The 24,602-nt window shown below is 33.4% G+C and carries 19 protein-coding genes and 1 tRNA gene; 14 read left to right on the top strand and 6 right to left on the bottom strand.

All coding sequences use genetic code 11. The annotated features are described in order from the left end of the window. Positions 1 to 88 precede the first annotated feature (88 nt). The 9 genes from EJB00_RS04615 to EJB00_RS04575 all read left to right on the top strand — a co-directional run bounded on the left by EJB00_RS04615 (position 89) and on the right by EJB00_RS04575 (position 11,988). Entirely contained in the window at positions 89 to 829 is a 741-nt protein-coding gene (locus tag EJB00_RS04615) for an NTP transferase domain-containing protein (protein ID WP_039950631.1), read from the top strand. Positions 830 to 953: 124 nt separating this feature from the next. Continuing rightward, the gene (locus EJB00_RS04610; protein ID WP_015587814.1) at positions 954 to 1,907 is read left to right on the top strand and encodes an NAD-dependent epimerase/dehydratase family protein; all 954 of its coding nucleotides are present in this window, start codon (positions 954 to 956) and stop codon (positions 1,905 to 1,907) included. Next, entirely contained in the window at positions 1,864 to 4,191 is a 2,328-nt protein-coding gene (locus EJB00_RS04605) for a glycosyltransferase (RefSeq protein ID WP_135352825.1), read from the top strand. Before EJB00_RS04610 ends, EJB00_RS04605 begins: the two co-directional genes overlap by 44 nt. Further along, positions 4,152 to 5,846, top strand: coding sequence for a WG repeat-containing protein (locus EJB00_RS04600; protein ID WP_135352824.1), 1,695 nt, complete (start codon positions 4,152 to 4,154; stop codon positions 5,844 to 5,846). Before EJB00_RS04605 ends, EJB00_RS04600 begins: the two co-directional genes overlap by 40 nt. 3 nt (positions 5,847 to 5,849) lie before the next feature. Beyond that, a complete protein-coding gene (locus EJB00_RS04595; RefSeq protein ID WP_015587811.1) occupies positions 5,850 to 6,839 on the top strand; it encodes a phytanoyl-CoA dioxygenase family protein in 990 nt (329 codons plus the stop codon). After that, the gene (locus EJB00_RS04590; protein WP_006280068.1) at positions 6,840 to 8,615 is read left to right on the top strand and encodes an ABC transporter ATP-binding protein; all 1,776 of its coding nucleotides are present in this window, start codon (positions 6,840 to 6,842) and stop codon (positions 8,613 to 8,615) included. 1 nt (position 8,616) lies between these two features. Then, a complete protein-coding gene (locus EJB00_RS04585) occupies positions 8,617 to 9,666 on the top strand; it encodes a threonine aldolase family protein (protein WP_006280069.1) in 1,050 nt (349 codons plus the stop codon). Beyond that, entirely contained in the window at positions 9,663 to 10,715 is a 1,053-nt protein-coding gene (locus tag EJB00_RS04580) for a threonine aldolase family protein (protein ID WP_006280070.1), read from the top strand. Before EJB00_RS04585 ends, EJB00_RS04580 begins: the two co-directional genes overlap by 4 nt. Before the next feature lie 127 nt (positions 10,716 to 10,842). Next, entirely contained in the window at positions 10,843 to 11,988 is a 1,146-nt protein-coding gene (locus tag EJB00_RS04575) for an MFS transporter (protein ID WP_135352823.1), read from the top strand. A gap of 17 nt (positions 11,989 to 12,005) precedes the next feature. Here EJB00_RS04575 and EJB00_RS04570 read toward each other — a convergent pair whose 3' ends face one another. Beyond that, positions 12,006 to 13,313 (bottom strand): UDP-glucose dehydrogenase family protein, encoded by a 1,308-nt coding sequence (locus tag EJB00_RS04570; RefSeq protein WP_135352822.1) that lies wholly within the window; start codon positions 13,311 to 13,313, stop codon positions 12,006 to 12,008. 47 nt (positions 13,314 to 13,360) lie between these two features. After that, positions 13,361 to 14,260, bottom strand: coding sequence for a DMT family transporter (locus tag EJB00_RS04565; protein WP_135352821.1), 900 nt, complete (start codon positions 14,258 to 14,260; stop codon positions 13,361 to 13,363). Positions 14,261 to 14,668: 408 nt separating this feature from the next. Here EJB00_RS04565 and EJB00_RS04560 point away from each other — a divergent pair, with 408 nt between their 5' ends. From EJB00_RS04560 to EJB00_RS06460, 3 genes are all read left to right on the top strand, one after another. Next, positions 14,669 to 16,141 carry a hypothetical protein gene (locus tag EJB00_RS04560; protein ID WP_135352820.1) on the top strand — a complete coding sequence of 491 codons (1,473 nt, stop codon included), beginning with the start codon at positions 14,669 to 14,671 and terminating at the stop codon, positions 16,139 to 16,141. Positions 16,142 to 16,149: 8 nt separating this feature from the next. Then, positions 16,150 to 17,316, top strand: a complete 1,167-nt coding sequence (locus tag EJB00_RS06465) for a PD-(D/E)XK nuclease domain-containing protein (RefSeq protein WP_225416253.1) — start codon at positions 16,150 to 16,152, stop codon at positions 17,314 to 17,316. A 65-nt stretch (positions 17,317 to 17,381) separates the two neighbouring features. After that, a complete protein-coding gene (locus EJB00_RS06460; protein ID WP_225416252.1) occupies positions 17,382 to 18,239 on the top strand; it encodes a hypothetical protein in 858 nt (285 codons plus the stop codon). A gap of 588 nt (positions 18,240 to 18,827) precedes the next feature. Here the strand turns inward: EJB00_RS06460 and EJB00_RS04550 are convergent. Together EJB00_RS04550 and EJB00_RS04545 are read right to left on the bottom strand one after the other, a co-directional pair. Further along, the gene (locus EJB00_RS04550; protein ID WP_015587804.1) at positions 18,828 to 19,538 is read right to left on the bottom strand and encodes a triosephosphate isomerase; all 711 of its coding nucleotides are present in this window, start codon (positions 19,536 to 19,538) and stop codon (positions 18,828 to 18,830) included. A gap of 24 nt (positions 19,539 to 19,562) precedes the next feature. Beyond that, positions 19,563 to 19,635: transfer RNA gene (locus tag EJB00_RS04545), tRNA-Thr, on the bottom strand. 77 nt (positions 19,636 to 19,712) lie between these two features. On the opposite strand from EJB00_RS04545, the gene rsmA reads away from it, so the two are divergent. Both rsmA and guaB read left to right on the top strand, forming a co-directional pair. Next, positions 19,713 to 20,507 (top strand): 16S rRNA (adenine(1518)-N(6)/adenine(1519)-N(6))-dimethyltransferase RsmA, encoded by a 795-nt coding sequence (gene rsmA, locus EJB00_RS04540; protein WP_015587803.1) that lies wholly within the window; start codon positions 19,713 to 19,715, stop codon positions 20,505 to 20,507. Positions 20,508 to 20,630: 123 nt separating this feature from the next. Beyond that, on the top strand, positions 20,631 to 22,118 hold the full coding sequence (gene guaB, locus EJB00_RS04535; protein ID WP_015587802.1) for an IMP dehydrogenase: 1,488 nt from the start codon (positions 20,631 to 20,633) through the stop codon (positions 22,116 to 22,118). Between the two features lie 272 nt (positions 22,119 to 22,390). Here the strand turns inward: guaB and rho are convergent, their stop codons facing one another. Together rho and EJB00_RS04525 are read right to left on the bottom strand one after the other, a co-directional pair. After that, positions 22,391 to 23,797 carry a transcription termination factor Rho gene (gene rho / locus EJB00_RS04530; RefSeq protein ID WP_010402274.1) on the bottom strand — a complete coding sequence of 469 codons (1,407 nt, stop codon included), beginning with the start codon at positions 23,795 to 23,797 and terminating at the stop codon, positions 22,391 to 22,393. Between the two features lie 189 nt (positions 23,798 to 23,986). Next, positions 23,987 to 24,592, bottom strand: a complete 606-nt coding sequence (locus EJB00_RS04525) for a cell cycle transcriptional regulator TrcR (RefSeq protein ID WP_135352819.1) — start codon at positions 24,590 to 24,592, stop codon at positions 23,987 to 23,989. Between the last annotated feature and the right edge of the window lie 10 nt (positions 24,593 to 24,602).

The raw sequence follows: 24,602 nt of genomic DNA, 5'->3' as shown, positions 1-24,602 counted from the left end.
AGATCTAGATCATTTAGAAAATTATAGTGGGCTTTACATCTTATTAATTATAAATTAACTTACTATCTAATCAATCCCTAAGTCATGTATGAGTAACATTTTGATAATATTAGCAGCAGGAAAGAGCAGTAGAATGAATTCTGAATATTCAAAAGCGTTGCACCAAGTGGGAAATCTTACTCTTTTAGAACATATAATTTCTAATGCAAAATTGCTGAGTCTAAAAAGCTTATCAATTGTTGTTAACAACTCCCTTCTAAAAGATTTAGAAAACTTTGATACTCTAAAAAGTATAATCGATCAATACAATATAAAACTAATAATTCAAGAAGATATTACAGGTACTGGCACTGCAGTTAAAATTGCTCTAGAAAATCTGGAGGAGTTATCTGATCAAGACATAGTTTTAATACAGTATGGAGACACTCCTTTTATATCTAGTGATACAGTTATGAAAATGACTGATTGTTTAAAGTATAATAATTTAGTTCTTCTTGGATTCAATAGTCAAGATGAACAATATGGAAGATTAGTAATTGATAATTACGGCAATGTTCAAAAAATCCTAAAAAATGGAGATAAAATGCTTCTTGCAAACTCTGGAATAATAGCTTCATATGCTAAAGATCTCTCTACCTTAGTAAAAGAAATAAAATTTAATAATTCGACCAATGAATATTGTCTTAATGATATAGTACCCATTGCAGCAACCAATAACTTGAGTGTAGGTTATGTAGTTACTGATGAAAGAGAAGCAATGGGAGTAAATAATAAAGAGGATTTGGTTAAAGCTGAACACTATTTTCAAGCAACAACTCTTCTTTCATAATCACATTTTTTATTCACTAATTTAAGTTGACATTTATTTTATATTGGTTTTATAATACCTTTTGATTCTTACTTGTAAGATAATTGGTACGACAAATTTTCCTAGTTGTAGTGAGAGGGTATACATGGGGATATTAATAACAGGTGCTGCAGGTTTGATAGGGTCAACCTTGGTGAAAAAGTTAGAAAACCAGGGCCATGAAGTAATAAGCTGTGATATTAGGTTTCACAACAATCCACTCAGTTTTTTTTTAGAAGATATAGTACCACTACTTGCTAAGTGTACAGGAATTATTCATCTGGCTGCAATTTCTCGGGTTATACATGGTGAACTTTATCCTGAACTGTGTAAAAAAATTAATGTTGATGGTACAATGCAGTTTTTAGGGTTATGTAAGTCACTTTCAAATAAACCATGGTTTATATATGCAAGTAGTAGGGAAGTCTATGGAGAGCAGAAGGAACTGCCGGTTACAGAATCTGCTAGTATCAATCCAATAAATAATTATGCCAAAGGTAAAGCATTTATTGAGAAACAAATAACAAGCTTAAAAGATTTTAATGTAGCAATATTACGCTTTTCAAATGTATACGGTGGTTTACTAGATCATAACAGTAGAGTAATTCCTGCACTCTGTATTAATGCATTAAGAGGTGATCCAATTAAAATAGAAGGTAAAGAATGTGTTTTTGATTTTACCTATTTGGATGATGTTATAGAGGGTATATGCTTAACTGTTAAATATTTACAAAGCGAAAAATCTTCTCTTCCTGCTATTCATCTTACTACTAATAGCCCATGTACTTTAGAAAACTTAGCAAAAACAATATTAAAAGTCACGAAAAGTGATTCTAGAATTGATTTTTATCCTCCAAGAAATTTTGATGTAACTAAGTTCCATGGTGATTTTACTAGAGCTAAAGAGCTACTTGGTTGGTCTCCAAAACATTCATTAGAAGTAGGATTAAGTAATTTTATAAAAAGTCTACAAAACAATACACAAGAATATCCTGACAATATAGATATGGTAATATATGAAAATATTAAAAGTTATTCATGGTTACCCTCCTTATTATAGTGCTGGTTCAGAGGTTTATAGCCAAACTCTTGCTCATGAACTAGCAAATAACAATGAGGTACAAGTATTTACTAGGTATGAAAATAGCTTTTTACCTGATTTTTATTATACTACAGTCCTAGATCGTAGTGATTCACGAATCTTACTGCATTTAATTAATATACCCATAACTAAATATCGTTATAAATTTATTAATGAAGAAGTAGATATAAAATTTAAAAGAGTAATAGATAACTTTCAGCCAGATCTTATACATTTTGGTCATCTTAATCATCTATCAATTACTTTACCAGAAATTGCTTTTAAAGAAAATATACCTACAATTTTTACGCTACATGACTTTTGGTTAATGTGTCCAAGAGGAAGGTTTATTCAACGCAATTCTGAAGATTTGTTGCGGCTTTGTGATGGACAAAAGGATCAAAAATGTGCAACCCAATGTTACAAAGGATATTTTACAGGAGATGAAGAATTCCTGAATTTAGACATAAATTATTGGGAACAATGGGTTGCAACTAGAATGAAGCACACAAGGAAAATAATAGACTATATAGATTACTTTATTTCCCCATCAAAATTCTTGATGGATAAATTTACTCAGGATTTCAATGTTCCGATAAACAAAATTTCTTATCTTGATTATGGTTTTGATCTCAATCGTCTTAAGAATAGAAATAGAGCACAAGAAAAAGAGTTTATTTTCGGTTATATTGGTACTCATACTCCCGAAAAAGGTGTTGACCTATTACTAAAGGCTTTTTCTCACTTATCATCTAAAGCAAAACTTAGAATTTGGGGAGCAGCAAGAGAAGAAACTAAATCTTTAAAAGCGATTGCCGATCAGTTTTCACCTGTTGTTAAAGAAAGAATAGAGTGGATGGGAAGTTATGATAATAAGAATATAGTTACTGACGTATTTAATAAAGTTGATGCAATAGTCGTTCCTTCAATTTGGGGTGAAAATTCACCATTAGTAATACATGAAGCACAGCAACTTAGAATACCACTTATAACAGCCGATTATGGTGGTATGGCAGAATATGTAAGAGATGGACTATTGTTTAAGCACAGAGATGCAAGTAGTTTATCAGAAAAAATGCAAGTCCTATCTACAAATCAGGAGTTATACAATAAACTTACCCAAAAAGGCTATCCTTATACTGAAAATGGAAATATACCTTCTATAAGTGAGCATACTGAAAAACTTAACAAGATTTACCGTAATGCTATTGAAAAGAAAGGAAAATCAGTAGCTTTGAAACCCGGTCCTTGGAGAATTACTTTTGATACTAATCCAGATTACTGCAATTTTGCTTGTATAATGTGCGAATGTTTTTCACCATACAGCAAAGTTAAAGAAGAAAAGAAAGCTAAAGGAATAAAACCTAAGATACTGTCGATAGAAACTATCAGAAAAGTAATTAAGGAAGCAGCTGGCACACCTTTAAGGGAAATCATTCCTTCTACTATGGGTGAGCCTTTAATGTATAAAAGCTTTGATGAAATAATCAATTTTGTGCATGAGTTCAACCTTAAGCTTAACCTCACAACCAATGGTTCTTTTCCTATTAAAGGAGCTAGAAAATGGGCTGAACTATTGGTACCAATTTTATCTGATGTTAAGATTTCCTGGAATGGGGCAACTAAAGAAACTCATGAAAGAATCATGAAAGGTTCAAAATGGGAAGTAGTGACAGAAAATTTAAAAACTTTCCTTGAAGTTAGAGATAAATACTTTAGCGATACAGGTGAAAGGTGTACCGTTACTTTACAATTAACATTTTTAGAAAGTAATTTACATGAACTTTACGACATAGTTGAGATGGCTATAAAAAATGGCATAGATAGAGTTAAAGGACATCATCTTTGGGCACATTTTAAGGAAATTAAGGATCTATCTATGAGGAGAGATGAATTAGCAATTAGTAGATGGAATACGGAGGTGGGAAGGTTATATGAACTTAGGGATAATATGCTATTGCCAAATGGTAAAAAGATAAAATTAGAAAATTTTACGATCCTTTCTCAAGAGGGTATCAAGGATTTGGCTCTAGGTGGTCAGTGCCCATTTTTAGGTAAAGAAGCATGGATAAACAATGAAGGCAAGTTTAGTCCCTGCTGTGCTCCAGATGAACTACGCAAAACATTAGGAGATTTTGGCAATGTTAATGAAGTTAAACTGGAGGAAATATGGCAAAGTAGCGAGTACCTAAACTTACAAAAGAATTATTTAAACTATGAATTATGCAAAACATGCAACATGAGAAAACCATTAGTCAATTAATGAAAGATAGTGAGTACCTTAAATCTATTAGGGTTTCCCCCTGTGAAAGGTTTCACCAATTGTCAGAAAATCCTTTGTACAAAAATAGATTTATTAGAGTTGATAAATTTCACGAGCCTGGCCTTGCACCAGTTTATGATGAGACAGGCGCTTATCACATCGATGCAATGGGAGAAGCAATTTATCGCGACAGATTTTTAAAAACTTTTGGATTTTACTGCAATAGAGCAGCCGTAGAAGATGACACAGGGTATTACCATATTGATCCATCTGGATGTAGAGTATACAAACATTCGTATCAATGGATTGGAAATTACCAAGAAGATATTTGTGTGATTAGAAAGCATGATAAGTTTTTTCATATTGATTTGAACGGCAATAGAGTTTATGAGCAAGAATACAATTATGTTGGGGATTTTAAGGATGGTATCGCTGTAGTCCATAAAGATGGTAAAGCTACACATATTAATAATCATGGAAAGTTAGTACATAATAAATGGTATAAAAAGCTTAATGTTTTTCATAAAGGATTTGCTATTGTAGAAGATAAGCATGGCTGGTTTCATATAGATATTAATGGCAATCCTGTTTACCGGCAAAGATTTAAAATGGTAGAAGCATTCTATAATGGCATGGCAAAAGTTGAAACTTTTGAAGGTGTATTAGGACAGATCGATATTACCGGAAACGTAAAGTTTAGTATTTTTGATTTAGATAAAGAATCTCAAGTGCATAAGATTTCTGCAGAACTTTCAGCCTTTTGGAAAACTTACCTCGCAAATGTTGCTATTGAACTTGATTTGTTAAATATCTTACCTGCAACTATGCCAGTTTTATCTCAAAAGTTAAATATTATCGTTCCAAATCTAGAAAGGCTGTTAAGGGCGTTGTGGGAAATAGGGTTTATTGATTACGATAAGAACAAGGACTTATGGCAACTATCATCAAAAGGTAAGTGTTTTAAGGAAATACCATTTTTGCCTAAAGCAGCAGCAATGTGGGCAAGGGTTGCCGCTGAAAAGAATTGGTTAAAAATTGCCGATATATTAAGGCAGGAGTCAATATCTTCATTTGAATCTTTTAAGGAGAAAGAAACATCAGAAGACAGGAAAATAGCGTTTTACCAAGCATTGCTAGGATATTCCAGGTTTGACACTAAAGAGTTTAATTCTAGGGTTAATATAGATGGTGCTAAAAATATATTGCTATTTGGCGTACACTCTTTATTTCTTGCTTATTCTGATATACACAATAAAGGTTCTATAGGCTTATATTATTACAACGAACATAAAGTGCCTAGGCAGGCAGTAGAAGATTTAAAAATTAAACTCATAACTCAAGAAGAATTATCAGCTACAAATTATGAATTAGGTGTCTTTTGCCGCTTTCTGCAGCATTATGATGATAATAAGGTATTGTCTTATTTAAAATTGGTAAAAAATAAAGGAATATCACGCGTTTTAGTGATAGAAACTATCCTAGATTACTACTCCCCAGTGGGAGGTTCTGTAGATATTAATGTAATGGTTGAAACAGGGGGTAAACTAAGGACATTGAGCGATTGGAAAAGAATACTAAAACAAGTAAAAGGGCTTAAAATTTTTAGTATTGTACCTTTAACAGATTATTTATCAGTTATTGACATTAGGTGTTAATATATGAAAGCATTGCAAAAAAATGGTTTTTTTATTATCAAAAATCTAGTTCCTTTAGAGTTAATAACTCAGTCTTTAAATGATATAATAAGCAAGATATCAAAGTTATCTCAAGAATTAGGTGTTTCAACTTCTGACTATTTAAACTGCACTGGAAGATGGGGTACATCATCTCAGGTAACTAGAATTGTATCTCAAGTATTAGATAAAATTATTAAAGATTATCTTGAAAAGTCACTTCAATGCCAGATACTGCAGAAAAAATCAAATGTTATATGTAAAACTGCTGATTTAATAGATGCAGTTCCCTTCCATCAGGACATCTCTTATAGCTTTAATGACCCTTATCATTTTTCTGTTTGGCTAGCTTTGAATAATGTCAATAAAACTTCAGGTGCACTACAAGTTATAGAAGATAGTCACAACTGGAAAATACAGCCTCTAGTTGATTTTTGGCATCCATACTTTTTGGATCAATACTCGGATAACCGGGAAAATTATAAAATTAAGTCACTACCTATTTCAGCAGGAGATGCGATAGTTTTTGATTCACGGTTATGGCATGGTAGTGATAAGAATATAGATGCTAAAGATAGGTTTGCTTATGTTACGAGATGGGTTGTAAAAGATAAAAGTCTTCCTTGTGTGCCAAAACCTCAGCCTTCAGTTTTTGGTATATTAAACTGTGGTGCATTAACAGAATTTATACTGAGAGAATACTTATCATTATTTCGTCGCCAGGAAAGTATAAAAACAAAAAATATGGAAGAACTTATTAAGAGCTGGTTAGCCTTTATTACAGACACAACTACAAATATTTCTGAGGTCAACACTGCTGAAGCTAAGCGAGATTTATATAAGCTACTTATTCTGAATCAAGCGTCAGCACTACATGATGCTGGAGACATTTCAGGAAAAATATACAAAAATTTATGGTTTTCACTGCTTGTATTTCTCAATAAAAAAGTCAATGTGGTGGAGCTAGCATTATAAATGAACAAAAGTAGAGTTGGTAGTTTCAAGTATATATTGGTGTTCATTTTGAATATCTTATCCAAGTTTAAGCTTAATGTGCTTGTAATGTTCCTGGTTGCCCTAGTAGTGGCTGTTGATTTATCTTTTAGAAAGTATTTAGTAAAAAATATCTTAGATACAGCTGTAAAATATCAAGAAGGTAATGTAATTGAAAATCTTTTATTACCTGTAAGCGCTTATGTTTGTATGGCATTACTTATTACTACTGCTTTTAGATTCTATGGCTATTTTGTTGACATTCGAATGTTTACCTCAATGCGTCAAAAAATAGCTGATATGTCTTTTTACAGGCTGCTTCAGCAAGACCATTCCTATTATCAAAACAACCTATCCGGAAGTTTAGTATATAAGGTCAGTAACTTAATGGATAGTGTGATAGAGCTAATAAGACTGCTTATAGACTGTTTCTTTAGTTATAGTATAGCATTAATCTTGGCTATTTATACTTTATCACTAGTAAATATAAAGTTTGCAATAGCTACATTCATTTGGGTGAACATTTTTATTTTGATTTCGGTTTTCAGTTTTCGGGTGCTTACCGGATTAGCCGATGATCATTCTAAACAAAGTTCACAAGTAATAGCGGGTATAGCCGACAGTATTTTAAATGTTATATCAGTAAGGTTATTTTCTCGGCAAGCGCATGAGAGGCATAAATTTTTTCAAGTATGCAAGAAAAAAACTATTGCAGAAAGAAAATTACAATGGGCATACTTTTGGCTTTGGTTTATATATGGCTATTCATTTGATATACTCCAAGCAGTAAACTTGTATTTTTTAATTCATGATTATCAATTGAACAAGATTGCAATAGGAGATATTGCTCTTGTACTTGGAATTAATATATCGATTATAGAGTTTCTTAACCATCTAACTAGGAATCTTACCCAATTTTCTACTCATTTCGGCAAAGTTTCAGATGCATTGCCAATCTTGACTACCGTACCAGAAATTCAAGATAAGGAAAATGCTAAAAAATTAAATTTATTAAGTGGAAGAATAACGTTTAATAATGTTTCTTTTTCTTATGAGGGTCAGAAGTCATTATTTCAAGATTTTTCAGTTACCATTAATCCTTGCGAAAAGGTAGGTCTAGTTGGTTATTCTGGAGGTGGTAAATCTACTTTTATAAACTTAATCATAAGGCTATTTGATGTTAAAAAAGGTAATATACAGATTGATAATCAAGTAGTATCGGAAGTTACACAGAGTTCTTTGAGGCAACAAATATCTGTAATACCTCAAGAACCATTGTTGTTTCATGATACTATTTTAGCAAATATTATATATGGTAAACTTCAATCTACTATCGAAGAAATAATAAGAGCTGCAAAGCTGGCTGGTATTCACGATTTCATTATGACTCTACCCGATCAATATGAAACTGTAGTCGGAGAAAAAGGCATAAAGCTATCTGGAGGGGAAAGACAAAGAATAATCATAGCGAGAGCATTTCTAAAAAACGCTCCGATATTATTTTTCGATGAGCCAACTAGTCAGTTAGATTCTATAACAGAGAAAACAATTCAAATGAGTTTATTTAAGTTGATGGAAAATAAAACCACCATTACTATAGCACACCGTATTTCTACACTTTTACATATGGACCGAATTCTAGTATTTAACAAAGGAAAAATTGTCCAAGATGGTAAACACGCTGAATTAGTTTCTAAGCAAGGTCTTTACAAGGAACTTTGGAATGCTCAAATTGGTTGTTTGAATGGCAAAAAATAAGATGGAAAAAATTATTGATCTGAGAAGTGACACTACAACTCTGCAGAGCTCCAACGTTATACATGCAATAAGTAATGCAACTGTTGGAGATTTTGCTTATGGTGAAGACAAAAGCTGTAATGACTTATCAGAATATTGCAAACAATTATTCAAAGTAGAAGAAGCATTATTTGCAACCAGCGGTATGCTTGCAAATAGATTAGCCATTGCCAGTCAAACAAGTCCTGGTGATGAACTAATAACTCATTATAATTATCACGTTAATTTTTTCGATAGCGCAGGCAATGCAAAAGTAAATAATATCGTATTTAATTGTATTAGAAATAATAGCGGAATCTTAGATGTTGCTGAAGTAGAATATGCTATTAATTCTAAGCCAAGGTACAAAATTTTTGCTCAGGTGAGTCTTGTTTCTATAGAAAATAGTATAAACGGGTTTAATGGTAAAATTTATCCTTTTGAAAAACAAGTCGAGTTATATCACTTTTTAAAAGCTCACAATGTAAATCTTCATTTAGACGGTGCAAGAATATTTAATGCTCATGTCGAAACAAATATTGCTTTAGCAGATTATGCTAAATATGTGGATACAATGAGCTTTTCTTTTACCAAAGGACTTGGAGCTCCTTTTGGTTCAATGCTTATGGGTAAAAGAGAGATAATTGAAAGGGCTAAAAAGCTACAGGTTTGGCTAGGTAGTGGTTATCATCAGATAGGGTATTGTGCTAATGCAGCAAAGTATGTACTACAGAACAATATTTCTAGGCTTAAAGAAGACAATAAACTCGCCAAACTGTTTGCAGACAAGATTAAGGAAATTCCACACATAAAACTGGTACTACCTTATCCAGAAACTAATATAGTAAGCTTTAGTATAAAAGCACTAAATGTAACTAATGAGGTTTTCTTGAGTAAGTGCCAAGCTTATGGTTTATTGCTTTTTCCTTGGCTCGAGTCTCATATAAGAGCAGTTACCCATCTTGGCACAAAGGAAACAGACATCATGAAAGCTGCTGAAATTATAAAGGAGGTTGTGTTAAATTTAATATGAGAGTAAAAATAGATTTCTTTAGCGATTCAAACACTGACCCTTCAGCTAAAATGAGGGAAGCGATGGCTAAAGCAAAAGTTGGAAACGAAGCTGCATGTGAAGATCCAACTGTGAACGAATTAGTGGCAACCGCATGTAAAATATTAGGTAAACCTGCAGGAATCTTTTTGATTTCAGGAACGATGTCCAATGTAATTGCTTATAAAGTACACATTCAAAGACCTGGTGATTACTTGCTGCTTGATGAAACTTCACATCCACTCATAGTACAATCTGGCTTGATCGCAGCCCAGGCACATGCTACTCCTTTGCCCATCAAAGGTACAAGAGGAATATTTACTGGAGAACAAATTGTTGAGTTTATTACTCGTCCTAGTTTAAGAAATATTCCGAGAGTTGGGCTTGTTTCTATCGAACAAACGACAAATTTTGGTGGTGGAGCTGTGTGGCCTTTAGAATATATTCAAGAGATCTCAAGTCTCTGCAAAGAGAATGACGTATTCACTCATTTAGATGGAGCAAGACTGTTCAACGCTTGTGCTCATACTAAAATATCTCCAAAGGAGTATGCAAGTTATTTTGATTCGGTATTCATTGATTTTAGTAAAGGATTAGGTGCTCCAATGGGTGCAATATTGCTTGGAAGTGAAGATTTTATTGAAAAAGCTTGGTACTATAAGTTTCAAATTGGCGGAGGTATGCACCAAGCTGGCATTATTTCAGCTGCATGTTTATATGCTCTACGTAATAATGTAAATTCTTTAGAAGAAGATCATAAAAAAATGCAGCACCTTATAGAAGGCCTAGACTCCATAGATCAAGTTATAATTGATATCGACCTGTATAAAACTAATATAGCGTATTTTTCATTACGTACTAATTGTATATCTACTCAAGAATTAATAAACGTACTAATGACAAATTATGGAATTAGAATGGCTAACATCAAAGGTAAAATCAGAGCTATAACACATAGAGATATAAGCTATGAAGATATTAATACTACTGTATCTGCTATAAGAAAGATACTAAGTAATTTTCTGCACTAATTGTTTGCAAACTTCTTGTCAAACAATATTATACCAATATAATATTATGCTAGCATCTGCATAGAGCTATTTGGGAATAGGTGTGAACTTTGTCTTCTTTCAATATTTACTATTCTTCTGTGGATATATGCTGCTTTATTTATCAAGACAAAGTATACCAATTGCTCTATCACTGTTAATAGATACTGACCATGTAAAATTAAGCTATTTTTTTGCCTGCTTTTCTTTTTTTTATGGAGTATCAAAATTTGTTAATGGAATAATCATGGACTCCAAAAATAATCCATTATTTATGTTTGGGCTATGCAATATTGCAACTGGATTATTAACCATTGGTATAACTTTATCATATAATAATCTAACTTTATTACTGTTAACATTAATATTATTAGCTTGGACACAAGGGTTAGGTTGGCCAGCTATTACCAAGTTTATGGTTACAAACTCTAGCATCTCTTCAATTGCATCATCATGGGGAGTTATGAGCGCATCTCAGCAACTTGGTTCTTGTATTACTTTAATTGTATTACCAAGTATAATTAAAATATATAATGCAAAAAGTGCATTTTTGTACTCTGGTTTCTTATGCTTACTTTTTGGAATTTATATAATATTAAAGGCATATTACAAAGAAAGTGCCAACTTTACTACCTATTATAAGGTGCAGAAATCTCAAATAGGTATCAAGGTAACAAGTTCCATATGGTTTCTATGTTGTGCTACTTTTTGTGCTTATATTATAAAAATGGGAATCTTCTTTTGGTTTCCTATAATTTTAAAGAATAAATTACAAATTTCTCTTGTACAATCCTCACTAATAACAGGCGTATATGATTTAGGTGGAATCCTTGGAACTTTAATAACAGGAAGAATTAGTGATATGTACTTCTTTCAAAATAGAAGCTTGCTGGCATCACTTTATATGTTGGGTATAGCACTCACTTTTATTGCAATGAACTTTGGTCAAAACATAATTCTTATGAACCTTTGTGCAATCTTATCAGGATTCTTTATATTTGGAGTGCAAGTACTGACAGGTGTTATAGCTGTAGAAATTGCTCCACAAAATAATGTATGTGCAATTGTAAGCTTAACAGGATTATTTGGGTATATTGCAAGTTCAATATTTTCATGCGTGCTCTTAGGAGTACTTGTTAAGCACTGTGGTAACAGTATTATGTTTTCATTTTTTTCCATTTGCTCTGTTGTTGCACTCGTTTGCTTTTCCATACTATCAAGCAAAGATCTAAAAAAACTAAGTAAAGCGGTGTAAAAAAAATTTCTCAACAGTTAAACTTTGTAGATAGATTTTTTACCCAAGGAATAAACATGGTAACCATATCTTAGTAATAGCTCGCTATCTAATAAATTACGGAAATCAAAAACATTAGATGCAGCCATAATACTCTTTAAACTTGCAAAATCTTGATTTTTAAATTCTTTCCACTCCGTTAACAATAACAAGGCTTCCGCGTCCCTTGCAGCCCCTATAGCATTATCCGCGTACTCTATATCCTTTAGAACTTGCCTAGCATTATCCATCCCCATTGGGTCATATGCAGTAATTTTAGCCTTGTTATTCACTAACAATTGTGCAATATCTATAGCTGGGCTATTTCTTACATCATCAGTACCAGACTTAAAAGTTAGCCCCCATATCGCTATTTTTTTATTTTGGACTCCATTTAATAAATATTCTACCTTTTTAGCAATGTTTGTTATATGATTATAGTTAGATTCCTTAACTGAATTTAAAATTTGTAGCTTGACATTGTGATCTTCAGCAAGCCTTATTAAGGCCGATAAATCTTTAGGAAAACATGATCCTCCAAATCCTGGACCAGATTTGAGAAATTCCTTACCTATTCTATGATCCATTCCCATACTGTTAGCTAAAAGGTCAATGTCTGCTCCTAATAGCTCACATAAACCTGCCATCTCATTGATAAAAGCAACCTTTGTTGCTAGAAAAGCATTAGAAGCATATTTAATCATTTCAGCAGTAACTGTATCAGTGACTATTAACGGAATATTCTTATCTATAAATGATCTATATATAACTTCTAGTTTTGCCCTAGCTAGCTTAGTTTTTACTCCTATTATTATCCTATCTGGGTATAAAAAATCTGATACTGCAGAGCCTTGCTTGAGAAACTCTGGATTAACTCCTAAATCAAAGTTATAGCCCTTATTAGATAAATAATTATGTATATTTTCTGCAGTACCAGGAGGAACAGTTGACTTTATCACTATTAAGCAATCTTGATTAACTCTCTCAGAAACTTCACTTACTGCATTATATACATTCTTTAAATTTGCATTTCCTAGGGAGTCTGATGGAGTATCTACAGTTACAAATACTACTTCTGTATTGGGATTTATTTGAGAATACGAATCAAAAAATCTTATCCTTTGTGACTTTATATTATTCTCTAAATAATCTGCTAATCCAGGTTCATATAGAGGAATTTTACCTGATTTCAAAAGTTCAATCTTCTCAGTATTTATGTCAATGCAATCAACTTTATGGCCCTGCTCCGATAACATTGTACCAGATACTAAGCCTACATACCCTACTCCTATAATAGTTATGTGCATTTTATTATCACCTTAAAAATATGGCTTAGCATCTAAAATAAATACCATTAACAATTATAAACTTTTGTTGTTACATTATTTTTCTTAATTGCCTTACCTTCCGAATAAGCTATAAATAAGGTTGATGGTATTAATATCAAAGTACCATATAAAGCACTTTTATCAGGTAATTCATTAAATATAACGTATGTTACTATTGCAGAAATTATTAGCTCTATGTATCTATACGGTGCAAGTGCAGTAGCATCAGTAAGAGCAAAAGCTTTTAACATGAAGAACAGAATTAGGTTTGAACTTATTCCTAAAATCAGCAGTAATACTAACTCCAACAAGGAAGGCATATACCAATAAAATAACAAAGGTGGAGTAGAAAAAATAGTTGTCGTTAGAGCTGAATAAAATAACATACTTATTACTGACTCTTTTATTACAAGTTTCTTATTAAGTATATCCAATATAGCAAAGATCAATGCAGATACAATAAAAATAAGAATTTTAGGATTAAAATCTTCACTATGAGCTTTGGTAGTAATAGCAATACCAACAAAGCCAATAACAGTTACTATCCATCTTTGCCAAATTATATTTTCGTTTAGCAAAGGGATTGCAAGGAGTATAACAAATAATGGTATAGAAAAACTTATAATCGTTGCAGTTACTATGGGGAAAACAGTCAACCCGTAAGTCCATAAGGTCATTCCACAAAACAACAACCCACCCCTGGTTATTTGAGTAGATATTTGACTTGTTTTAAAAGTTTCTATTCCATAGTAAAACATAAAAGGTACAAGGGTAATAGTGGTAAACAGAAAGCGGAAAAAAATTATTTCAAAACTCTGAAGATGTAAACTTAGATATTTTGATATAGTATCATTAGCTACACTACTAAGTAAGCTAAGTATAAACCAGATAACCCCAAACAAATAAGCTCTCAATCTGTAATCCATAAAGCTTCTGATTTAATAGATACGATGTACTCATATAATTTTACTACAAAACTAATAATATAAAAGTTTTCTGATGTACGTCCCCAGAATGTGATCGTAAGGGTTCATTATAAATAATTCGGGAAATTTCGTCTCTTTAGACATATTAAGAGCTATGTAACGAACGTTTATATTTGTGAGTAATAGTAAGGCTCAAGGTAAGGAAAATGCTAGTGAGGTAAAGTAGAATAACGTTAATTTGATAATTTAAGCTCATTCCCTCTTGCTACATCTCTCTTTAATATCTCCTCTTTTGCAGCAGGTCTATAATTACTGCTTAAATTTAGGTGCACACTAATTTTTCGATTTACATATTATTCTAATGCTTGTATAATACCTTCATTGAATATTTGATTTTGAGGTAATTAGATGCCAAAAAGTAAAACTAAACGTGGAACGGAAGATTTGAAGGGTAATGCAGGCCCAAGCAAAAGATCTCGTCTCAGTTCTGATCCTAAAAAAAATAAAGAGATTATCTCTAGCAAAGTAATAAGTAAGCTGAAGGATGTTGTTAAAGGTGATAGAACTTCAGCTATTGAGGAATGGGTCAAGGCTCACCCTGTCACAGTAGAGGGTCTAATCGTTGAGCAATCGGACCTCTTATGTAATGCGTTTCGTGATGAATCTTGTTGGTCAGGTGCGACACTAGATGTTGCTAAATTGGTAGGAGAATTAGCTAAATCAGGTGTGTTGAATCCATTTGCTATATATAAAATAGCATGTATTGAGTGTGTAGAGAGTGAAATTAAGCAATTATTTGACAAGGCGTTAGAGTCTTTTAGATCTGACTTATCTCATAAAGGTGCATGTGAGGAAGATAGGAATTTAGCTTGCAGTGATAAGCTTGCAAGAGTTGAATTGTTAAGTTCCATGGGAAGACGTGATCCTGTTTTCAATTTCTGGATTGATCAAGAATCAGGTAACCTTAGAGAAAATATAGAAGCAGAAGATGGATTTAATAAGGCTGTAGATTTCAAGTGGAGTAAGGGAGTGGAACACTTCTATAATCGTCTGTGTTCTGAAGAAAAATTAGTGAAAGAAGAGAGAGAAAAATTGCTAGTTTCTGCTATTGCAAAATTATCTCCATTGCAATCTAGCTATAAACTTGCTTCTACCTTAAATTCCCTTCTAGGTAAAGTCATAAGCGCAAAAGTAGATCATAAGTCACTACTTGGGCTACCGAATAAGAGAGATAGGGGTGTGATCTATCGTCCTCTTAGTTACTTAGTAGAGCACGGTTTTCTTTGCACAACTAAGTATGTTATCCAGTACTTGAGCGAGGGATGTTCAAGATCTGAAGTAGAGAAAATGCTTTCACCTAGAGGATATGCACATCTTCTCTCATCGCTTTCATTTGTTGTAGTTTCTAAAGATTATGACTTGGATAACAGGAATGAAGCAAGGTCAGCTATTAGCAGTCTTTGGGAATCTAGTGTATTTAACCAAAATAAAATAAATGTTGTTGATCCTTTTAAAGATAGGATTGCTTTTGTTGCAATGGAAAATGCAATTTCAAATTTGATTGTAGATCAGGAGAACAGTAAGGATACTCAAAGTGATGGCGATGGTGAAAAAGTTGATTTGGTCTTGAGTATTTTAAAGTTTGCTAAAGATTGTTGTTCAGACAAAAGCTTTAAATCATTAAAAGCGAGGATAGCAAATAGTTTAGATAAAACAAGGAATTCTAAGATGATAGATGCAACTAGCTCCTGCAATTTAATAGAAGAGTTGTGTAAGTCAGCGAGAAATTTGAATTTATTCTCTGCTAGCACTGAAGGTCCTCAATCTACGTTAGTGGGTACTAATGTTAGTATTTCGCCTGCTGCAGTTGTTAACAAATAGGAGTATTTATGCATGGTAATAATGAAGATCGTGAATTAGTTAGGGCTTTATTAAGTGGAGGTTGTGATGAGTTTAGTAGACAATTTGTAGGTTTTTTAAACAACTGTCCATCTTTTTTGCATTCGGCTAATAAGCCTGGCTTTTTTCCTACATTCTTTTTTGGTATGTTTTCTACTGCACATGATGCAGGTATATTAGTTGAAGGTGAAAGAGTCTATTTTCGTTTTGACAATTATGGAAATCTAAAAGTTGCTGTTCTCACTAATAAAGAAAATAGAAGAATAGTCAGGTGTTATACTGTTGCTGATAATGAGAACAGCCCTGGGTCAAGGTTTAGTGCAGAAGAGAAGCAGCAGGTAGAAGAGAATCTTCCACAAGAATTACAGGAAGATGAGGATCTGGATTGGGAAGAGTATAAAATATTTCGGTTTGGAGAAGAATGTAGGTTTATTCATGAAATAGATAGATTTCCTCAACGTGATGAACCTGGAGCTCCAATTTTTCATGAAATTAACCCAATCAGAGAACAAGGTGAATTGTTAGACCTGATGAGTGAGTTGGCAAATGACGATACAGGAGAAGTGCGTACTAATGTTAAAAGAATTTTGGAATATGTTATTGATATCCATGATGAACATGAAGATAGCTTAGTGTTTCGTGCAGAGTCTGACTACCACGGTTTTCTGTGTGGGTTTTTAGTAAATTTTAGATACCGAGCTTTGGCTGATTTCTACCCAGAGCTACTTATAGGAAAAGGTTATGCAGATGTTGTTTTGCTTGTTCGTGGTGTTGATCAGATAAATGATTCGGTTCCAATTATAATTGAGTTGAAGGTTGGTGATGAGGAAGGATTAGAGCAAGCTAAAGATTATGCTAAAAGTTGTTCTGTTTCGTCTTTGCCTATTCATACCTCATCACCAAGTGCTGTTTGTGTAGCGTTAAATTTTCAATTACGTGGAGGTGCTGGTCTCCGAACTTCTGTGCAGGCCTTTTCAGAAGGTGGTCTTTCCTTAATACCGGGTTTACTACATCCTCATGGAAATGGAGTTAGGGGAAATGTAAAACGTTTTTTACAACCCATAGCATCAGAGTTCACTCAATCGCCTCATTGTAACACTTTTTCCTGTACTTCATCGTTTGTTTTGGAAATGTTTTATCTACAAGGAGGGACTTAGAAACAAATGATGGGCGGGAGGTAAGGGTTACCAAGTATCTATTTAACCACTCTCAGGGAGAGAAAATGAAACGTACAGGTGGTAGAGGAGATGCAGCAGATATTGTAAGCCATGCGTTAACTTTAGCTCTATTTTTATCAAATATTGGTTTTGTTGTGCTTCACATTTTTCGTCGTTTAAAGTGGCAGACTTTACCAGACAAGGCATTGAACCTGTCGTTACTGCCTCAAGCCACAGATGATGCTAAGGTGCGTCAAGTACTTTGTGAAGTAGATGTCCAGGGTCATCTGGAAGTGGCTTCTGCAAAGAAATTCGAATCACTACGTGCTTACTCACGTTCTCATAGTGAAGGTTATTTCGAGGGAAGGTTTTCAGAACAAATGGGTAATGTTAGGAATTTACATCAACTTGCAGATCAGTTGATGAGTGCTGAGCCTAATTTTGGTAATGATGGTAATGTTAATGGTGAGTACAGGGCTAGGTATGAAGTTTTATTTAATGAGATTTCTCGTCTGTTGTCTCCGTTATTAAATGGAAACCGTCTACTCGTGAACAATGAAGCTAAATTTCAGGCTTTGTTGCGTGGAATATTTCAAAATTGCGATAATCCTGCCAAGGTAATTATTGAGTTCCAGCTACAGAGAGGAAGGAAAATAGACCTAGTATTATCAAAATCTGCGGAAAATGATGATACTCATCCAATTGGAATAGAGTTGAAGTATGCTAACACCGCAGAACAAGTTGAACGAAAAAGGGTGGAGGCAAATCGACAGTTAAGTGAATACGAATTTTGTGGAGGATGCAAGCGTATTACTGGGGGAGATGCGATGGTTTTGTTATACGCTATATTAAATGCTGTAGGACAAGAGCAGGATCTGATATTGATTGGTGGGCTTCGTAGAGCATCTGGGTTTTCTAGATGACTTGTAACTAATAAAAGTACCAAAGATAAGGTTGTTTATGGGTAAAATTATGCATTAAGCTAGAGTACGTTTGAGTAAGGTTGGAGAAAAAGCAAGGTCTTTGAACAAGAAAATTTGATTTATGTTTTCTTAAGTTAAAGTTAACCTGATGAAGTTTGTATAATTTATTGTTGTAGTTTTTTTGTTCTATTTTTACTGTAAGTTCAATCTGCTCTATCTTTGGTCTTTTTTTCTTAGTTTTGCGGCAAGTCTAATATTTTTACTACTTAATGGAATAACTTGCAGAAAGTGGAGATATAATGCTAAGGCAGAGGAGCTCAGACAGTTATCTTAAACAATAAAGAAATACTAAAGGCAAAAGATACGCTTGCGTAGTTCGAAAGCTTTCTATAGGATAAGCCTCACCTGATTTACAAATAGACTCGTTATGTTAGATGTTTGCTATTTATTCTTAAGCTCATTTTAACAGCATTTTGCTTTTTTTAGTATGTAGGGGTTTTCTAGGAATTACCCTACTGAATTCTATGATATTATTTTTTGTAACATTGTTATACATATCATGACAATAAGAGTATTTATCCTTTAGAATTAATTAAGAGAAAATTTTTTCTTGACTTGTTGTATAATTTGATAAAAGTGATCAAAATCTAAGCTTGCACTACCAATTAAAACTCCTAATAGATTTGGAATACTGAGCAAGTTTCCTATATTTTCTGAGCTGACTGAGCCACCATATATAATGTGTTTTTTACCAGTACACAATTTTATTATCTCTATCACCTCAGCAATTGCGTCATTATTTGGCACATTTCCTGTTCCTATTGCCCATATCGGTTCGTATGCTATGGTATATTCACCTTGTGTTGGCAAACGGTTTTTGCATTGATATTCTATTACTTCTTTTGTTTTTTTATTTTTATAATCTTCTGAGTTTTCACCTACACAGATGATTGGGTGTAATCCTGATTCTATTGCTGTTTTCGATTTAAGTTTTATTTCACTATCTTTTTCATGAGCCCTTTCAGAATGTCCAAGTATTACGTAACTACATCCTAGTTCCTTCAACATTCCTGCACTAATTTCACCTGTGTAAGAACCGAACTCTTTATGATGGCAATTCTGTCCTCCTATTTTAATATTGTTGTTCAACTCTATATTGCTTGGAAATGATGTAAAAGGAGGGCAAATTACTAATTTAGAGGTAATCCCGTTACTCTTGTTATTGAGTTTGTTCATAAAGTCAACAAATGAAGAACGTGTTCCATTCATTTTCCAATTTGCTACTATTAAAAAAGACATCAATTTTTCTTATATGAATGAGAGTGCCGGCTGTCGGACTTGAACTGACAACCTACTGATTACAAGTCAGTTGCTCTACCAATTGAGCTAAGCCGGCATTAAATACACTGACAATATACAATTATTGATGAATTTTCGTCAACTAATTTTTAAAATACTGCATACTAAGATCATATGAAAAAATTTTCACTGAAGCCAAAAAAGAGTCTAGGGCAAAATTTTATTTTATCGAATGAGATAACAAAAAGAATAGTTGCCTTAGCTGGTAGCCTGAAAGATTTTAATGTTATTGAAATTGGTCCTGGGTATGGTGCGTTAACAAGAGAAATATTGGCGTATAATCCAAAGTTTCTACTTTCTATAGAAAAAGATAGTAGTTTAGTGAAACATCACGAACAATTGATAAATGAGAATCAGGGAAAATATAGAATTATAGAAGCAGATGCACTTAATGTTGTAGAAAAAGAGCTGGTAGGATGTCCAGTCAAAGTCATTGCTAACTTGCCTTACAATATCTCAGTAGCGTTATTTTTAAAGTGGTTAAATAATATAAAATTTTTTACGAATTTGACGTTAATGTTCCAAAAGGAGGTAGCAGAGCGTATTACAGCAGAACCTAATTCTAAAGATTATGGTTCCCTATCAGTGCTAAGCCAGTTACTATGCGACATAAAAAAGGAATTTGATATTGAACCTAAGGAATTTTTTCCAAGACCAAAAGTATATTCTTCAGTAATTACAGTAAAACCTTTACCCACTCCAAGATTTGCAGTAAATCTAGAAACCTTAACAAAGCTAACACGTGCTGTGTTCGCTCAAAGAAGAAAGATGCTGAGAAATAGCTTGCAAAGTATAACTAGTGATGTCTCAACTATTCTTGAGAATGCTAAACTGAGTGGAGAAGAACGTCCAGAAAGCTTAACTATTGAGCAGTTCTGTTTGCTAGCAAATAATGTAATTTTGCGATAAATATATTAGGAGCTACATCCCTCTTTTATCCTATTTTGATCTAAAAATAGCTGGAGCCAGGCTAATTTTGCAAAAGCTCTATTGCAATTTCATTAATTGGCGTATAAGCTTTAAATAAAGCATATGAAAAAAATGGAAGCTTGTTATTCGTTTGACGATGTACTTCTCTTACCGGCCTATTCTGATGTATTGCCTCGTGATGCAGACACAAGAACTTATCTAACAAATAATATAGAACTAAATATCCCTCTCATATCCTCTGCAATGGACACTGTCACTGAATCAGGCTTTGCAATAGCTATTGCCCAACATGGTGGAATAGGTTGCATACATAAGAATTTATCAATAGATGAACAAGTGTTAGAAGTAAGAAGGGTGAAAAAATATGAAAGCTGGATCGTGTACAACCCAATTACAATTTCCCCAGATAAAACGGTTGCAGAAGCAGTTTCATTAATGAGAGAGTATAATTATTCCGGCATTCCTGTAGTTGATCAACGCAAGTTAGTGGGAATTTTAACTAATCGAGATGTGAGGTTTATTGAAGACCAGAACATGAATATAAAAGTTTCCGAGGTAATGACAAAAGATAAGTTAGTAACAGTTCGAGAGCAGGCAGTAAACAGCGCCTCAGCAATGAAATTGTTGCATGCAAATAGAATAGAGAAGCTTTTGGTTGTTGATGAAAATTCTTGTTGCATAGGTCTAATCACAGTTAAAGACATCGAAAAATACAATAGATATCCAAATTCATGTAAAGACAGTAAAGGTCGACTCAGAGTTGCCGCTGCAATTGGTACTGGTAAAAAAGACGGTATAGAAAGATGTGAAGCTTTGGTCAAAGAAGAAGTTGATGTGGTTATTGTAGATACCGCTCACGGTCATTCCGAGAACGTTATCAGCACCATTAAGGAAATAAAAAAGATGTATCCGAATACGCAACTAATCGGCGGAAATATTACAACAAAGGAGGCTGCTGAAGCGTTAATTGATGCTGGTGTTGATGCAGTGAAAGTTGGAATAGGGCCAGGATCAATTTGTACTACCAGAATAGTTACAGGCGTTGGTATGCCACAATTCTCTGCGATCAAGAATATTGCAGAGGTTTGTAAAACAAAAAACGTCAGACTAATTGCTGATGGTGGAATAAAATATTCGGGAGATGTTGCAAAAGCTATTGCAGCTGGTGCTGATACTGTGATGATAGGTTCAATCTTTGCTGGTACTGAGGAAAGCCCAGGTGAGATTATCATGTATAAGGGTAGAGCATATAAGGAATATCGAGGAATGGGATCTATTAGTGCAATGAAACGAGGATCAGCTAGCCGTTATTTTCAAGATTCAAAACTTGATTTAGTCCCACAAGGAGTAGAAGCAAGAGTTCCTTTTAAAGGTCCAGCTTCAGGAGTGATCTGTCAGTTAATTGGTGGGTTGCAAGCTGCAATGGGTTACACTGGCAACCGTAATATAGAAGAGATGAAAAAAAACTGCAAATTTGTCACTATTACTTCATCAGGGTTAAGAGAAAGTCATGCTCATGATATAATCATTACACAGGAAGCTCCAAATTACGCTTACCAAGCATCTAATTTATCATCTGATTCAGAGTAAATACAACCCCCTTTTGAGGGTGTCATTTCAACACTGGTACACAATTGTATAAACATATTAATATTAAGAGTCAAAAAGATGTCATCTAAGTGGCTGACACTGGAAAATCGATTATAAATAAACTGACTACATAAAATTTTTGATCAAAATCAGTACTATAAGCTGGAATAGCAACTTAAGGTAGATTGCCAGCTTAATATATTTTGATAAATCCAAATTATTTTAGCTATAAGAGAGCTTTGCTTTTTTGCTCCATCATAATAGGCTTACTTTTAGTGATTCATGGAGTTAAAAAAGTCAGCATTGCTCTTTGTTAAAAGTAGTTTATCACGTAAAAACTCCATTGCTTCAACAGATCCCATAGGATTAAGTATCCTACGCAATACCCATATTTTATTTAGTATGGCCTTATCAACTAATAGCTCTTCCTTCCTTGTTCCGGATTTTGTAATATCAATAGCAGGGAATATACGTTTATCAGCAAGTTTTCTATCTAGTATAATTTCAGCATTACCTGTGCCTTTAAACTCTTCAAAAATAACATCATCCATTTTTGAACCAGTTTCTATAAGGGCTGTAGCGATGATTGTCAAAGAACCACCATTTTCAATATTACGAGCTGCTCCAAAAAAGCGTTTTGGTCTTTGCAGCGCATTTGAATCTACACCACCGGTTAGAACCTTTCCAGACGAAGGAATGACTGCATTATAAGCACGTGCAAGGCGAGTTATAGAATCAAGCAAAATCACTACATCTTTTTTGTGTTCAACCATTCTTTTAGCTTTTTCTATTACTATTTCAGCAAGTTGGACATGACGGTAGGCAGGTTCATCAAATGTAGAGCTTACCACTTCACCCTTTACAGAGCGTATCATATCTGTCACCTCTTCGGGTCTTTCATCTATAAGTAATACTATTAGTTCTATTTCAGGATGATTTGTAGCTATAGAGTGAGCCATTTGCTGAAGCAATATCGTTTTTCCTGTACGAGGTGGAGCAACTATCAATGCTCTTTGTCCTTTTCCAAGAGGTGTAACTATATCTACAGCACGCATGTTTATATCTTTTTTATTATCTCCGCTACTGTTGTTTTCAAGGATGAGGCTTTTTTCAGGATAAAGCGGAAGCAAATTATCAAAATGGACGTACTTTCTTAATTCACTGATTTCAGTAGAGTTTATACTTTGAACCTTAGTTAAAGTAAAATATCTTTCTTTATCACCAGGTGGCCTTATTTCTCCACATGCCATATCTCCTGTACGTAAATTAAACTTCTTTATTTGGCCATTGGAAATATAAACATCATCGGTACTTGGAGCATAATTTGCACTTGATGAACGTAAGAAACCAAAACCATCAGGCAATATTTCCACTACTCCACTTCCTGTGGTTATGCCTCCTTCTTCACTCATTTTCTTCATTAAACTGAATATCATTTCCTGTTTTAGCATCCTGCCATTGCCTTTACCACTAGTTGAAATTTTTCTTTCTTCAGCTAGTTCTAACAATTCTTCTGCTGTTTTCTCTTTCAATTCGCTCAGGTCCAATGTTTTCTTGTTTTTTTCAGCACCTTCACTGGTCATTTGTTTTACTGCGTCAGCATTATGAATTTGTTCGCTTTTTTCAGGTTGACCTACAACCTCTCCTTTTGCTAAGACATCTTCATTAATTGTTGTCATAATCCTCCAAAAATTTTAATTGATGCTTACTAACCTAAAATGTGAATATAAAACAATAAATTAGGCTGAGCTAGTTTTTAGTGCGTATTTAGACTTAATTATTATTAAACTAGATACTTTACTTACATTATACTGATAAAAACTAACAAGTCAATCTAATATTAACAAAGTACAAGAATTTGAGAATCATCAATAGCTATTATTTATATTTTTTAATCTTTGTTTCTTCTCTTCTTCTACTTGCGCTTTTTCTACTTCCGCTTCTAAATTTTCCTGGCTACATAAACCAAGTAGTACAGGATCTTGAGGTTTGATATTGAGTATGTTATGATGAGATCTATCTCTTACCTGCTCAACTGTGTAATTTGTTGTACTAACTAGCTTAGCTATCACATTATTGTTCAAGATAGGAAATTTTTTTACCAAATAATAAATCGCATTAGGTTTATCTCTACGCCTTGCTGTGGAAGCAAAGGCAAGAAAGTTAATCGTCTTTGCCCTTTTTTTTATATTTTTTATAATCAAATTTGGTACACGATTTGGATTTTTTTTGCAATTATCGATTTCTTTTTCAGTAATTATTTCAGAAATAATAGGGTCATATTTTTCAACTTCTATTTCCTCATCAGCTATGTCTTGTACTTTTTCAAGGGATAACTTGCAACATTGTGCTATTTGATCAAAAGTTAAGCTAGTGTTATCAACCAACCAAGCAGCTACTTGCATGAGAAATTGTTCATTTCTATCTTTATTGTCTTTAGAAGATTCCATTGATATCGAAAAAACATCCCCCATTTTAATATTC

It is taken from the genome of Wolbachia endosymbiont of Drosophila mauritiana (assembly GCF_004795975.1).
Lineage (GTDB): Bacteria > Pseudomonadota > Alphaproteobacteria > Rickettsiales > Anaplasmataceae > Wolbachia.
This window is presented reverse-complemented; position numbering and strand designations above follow the sequence as displayed.

Excerpts from the sequence above, each read along its gene's own strand:
- EJB00_RS04615 (WP_039950631.1), top strand. The coding sequence starts at position 89 with ATGAGTAACATTTTGATAATATTAGCAGCAGGAAAGAGCAGTAGAATG.
- EJB00_RS04610 (WP_015587814.1), top strand. The coding sequence starts at position 954 with ATGGGGATATTAATAACAGGTGCTGCAGGTTTGATAGGGTCAACCTTG.
- EJB00_RS04605 (WP_135352825.1), top strand. The coding sequence starts at position 1,864 with ATGAAAATATTAAAAGTTATTCATGGTTACCCTCCTTATTATAGTGCT.
- EJB00_RS04600 (WP_135352824.1), top strand. The coding sequence starts at position 4,152 with ATGCAAAACATGCAACATGAGAAAACCATTAGTCAATTAATGAAAGAT.
- EJB00_RS04595 (WP_015587811.1), top strand. The coding sequence starts at position 5,850 with ATGAAAGCATTGCAAAAAAATGGTTTTTTTATTATCAAAAATCTAGTT.
- EJB00_RS04590 (WP_006280068.1), top strand. The coding sequence starts at position 6,840 with ATGAACAAAAGTAGAGTTGGTAGTTTCAAGTATATATTGGTGTTCATT.
- EJB00_RS04585 (WP_006280069.1), top strand. The coding sequence starts at position 8,617 with ATGGAAAAAATTATTGATCTGAGAAGTGACACTACAACTCTGCAGAGC.
- EJB00_RS04580 (WP_006280070.1), top strand. The coding sequence starts at position 9,663 with ATGAGAGTAAAAATAGATTTCTTTAGCGATTCAAACACTGACCCTTCA.
- EJB00_RS04575 (WP_135352823.1), top strand. The coding sequence starts at position 10,843 with ATGCTGCTTTATTTATCAAGACAAAGTATACCAATTGCTCTATCACTG.
- EJB00_RS04570 (WP_135352822.1), bottom strand. The coding sequence starts at position 13,313 with ATGCACATAACTATTATAGGAGTAGGGTATGTAGGCTTAGTATCTGGT.
- EJB00_RS04565 (WP_135352821.1), bottom strand. The coding sequence starts at position 14,260 with ATGGATTACAGATTGAGAGCTTATTTGTTTGGGGTTATCTGGTTTATA.
- EJB00_RS04560 (WP_135352820.1), top strand. The coding sequence starts at position 14,669 with ATGCCAAAAAGTAAAACTAAACGTGGAACGGAAGATTTGAAGGGTAAT.
- EJB00_RS06465 (WP_225416253.1), top strand. The coding sequence starts at position 16,150 with ATGCATGGTAATAATGAAGATCGTGAATTAGTTAGGGCTTTATTAAGT.
- EJB00_RS06460 (WP_225416252.1), top strand. The coding sequence starts at position 17,382 with ATGAAACGTACAGGTGGTAGAGGAGATGCAGCAGATATTGTAAGCCAT.
- EJB00_RS04550 (WP_015587804.1), bottom strand. The coding sequence starts at position 19,538 with ATGTCTTTTTTAATAGTAGCAAATTGGAAAATGAATGGAACACGTTCT.
- rsmA (WP_015587803.1), top strand. The coding sequence starts at position 19,713 with ATGAAAAAATTTTCACTGAAGCCAAAAAAGAGTCTAGGGCAAAATTTT.
- guaB (WP_015587802.1), top strand. The coding sequence starts at position 20,631 with ATGAAAAAAATGGAAGCTTGTTATTCGTTTGACGATGTACTTCTCTTA.
- rho (WP_010402274.1), bottom strand. The coding sequence starts at position 23,797 with ATGACAACAATTAATGAAGATGTCTTAGCAAAAGGAGAGGTTGTAGGT.
- EJB00_RS04525 (WP_135352819.1), bottom strand. The coding sequence starts at position 24,592 with ATGGGGGATGTTTTTTCGATATCAATGGAATCTTCTAAAGACAATAAA.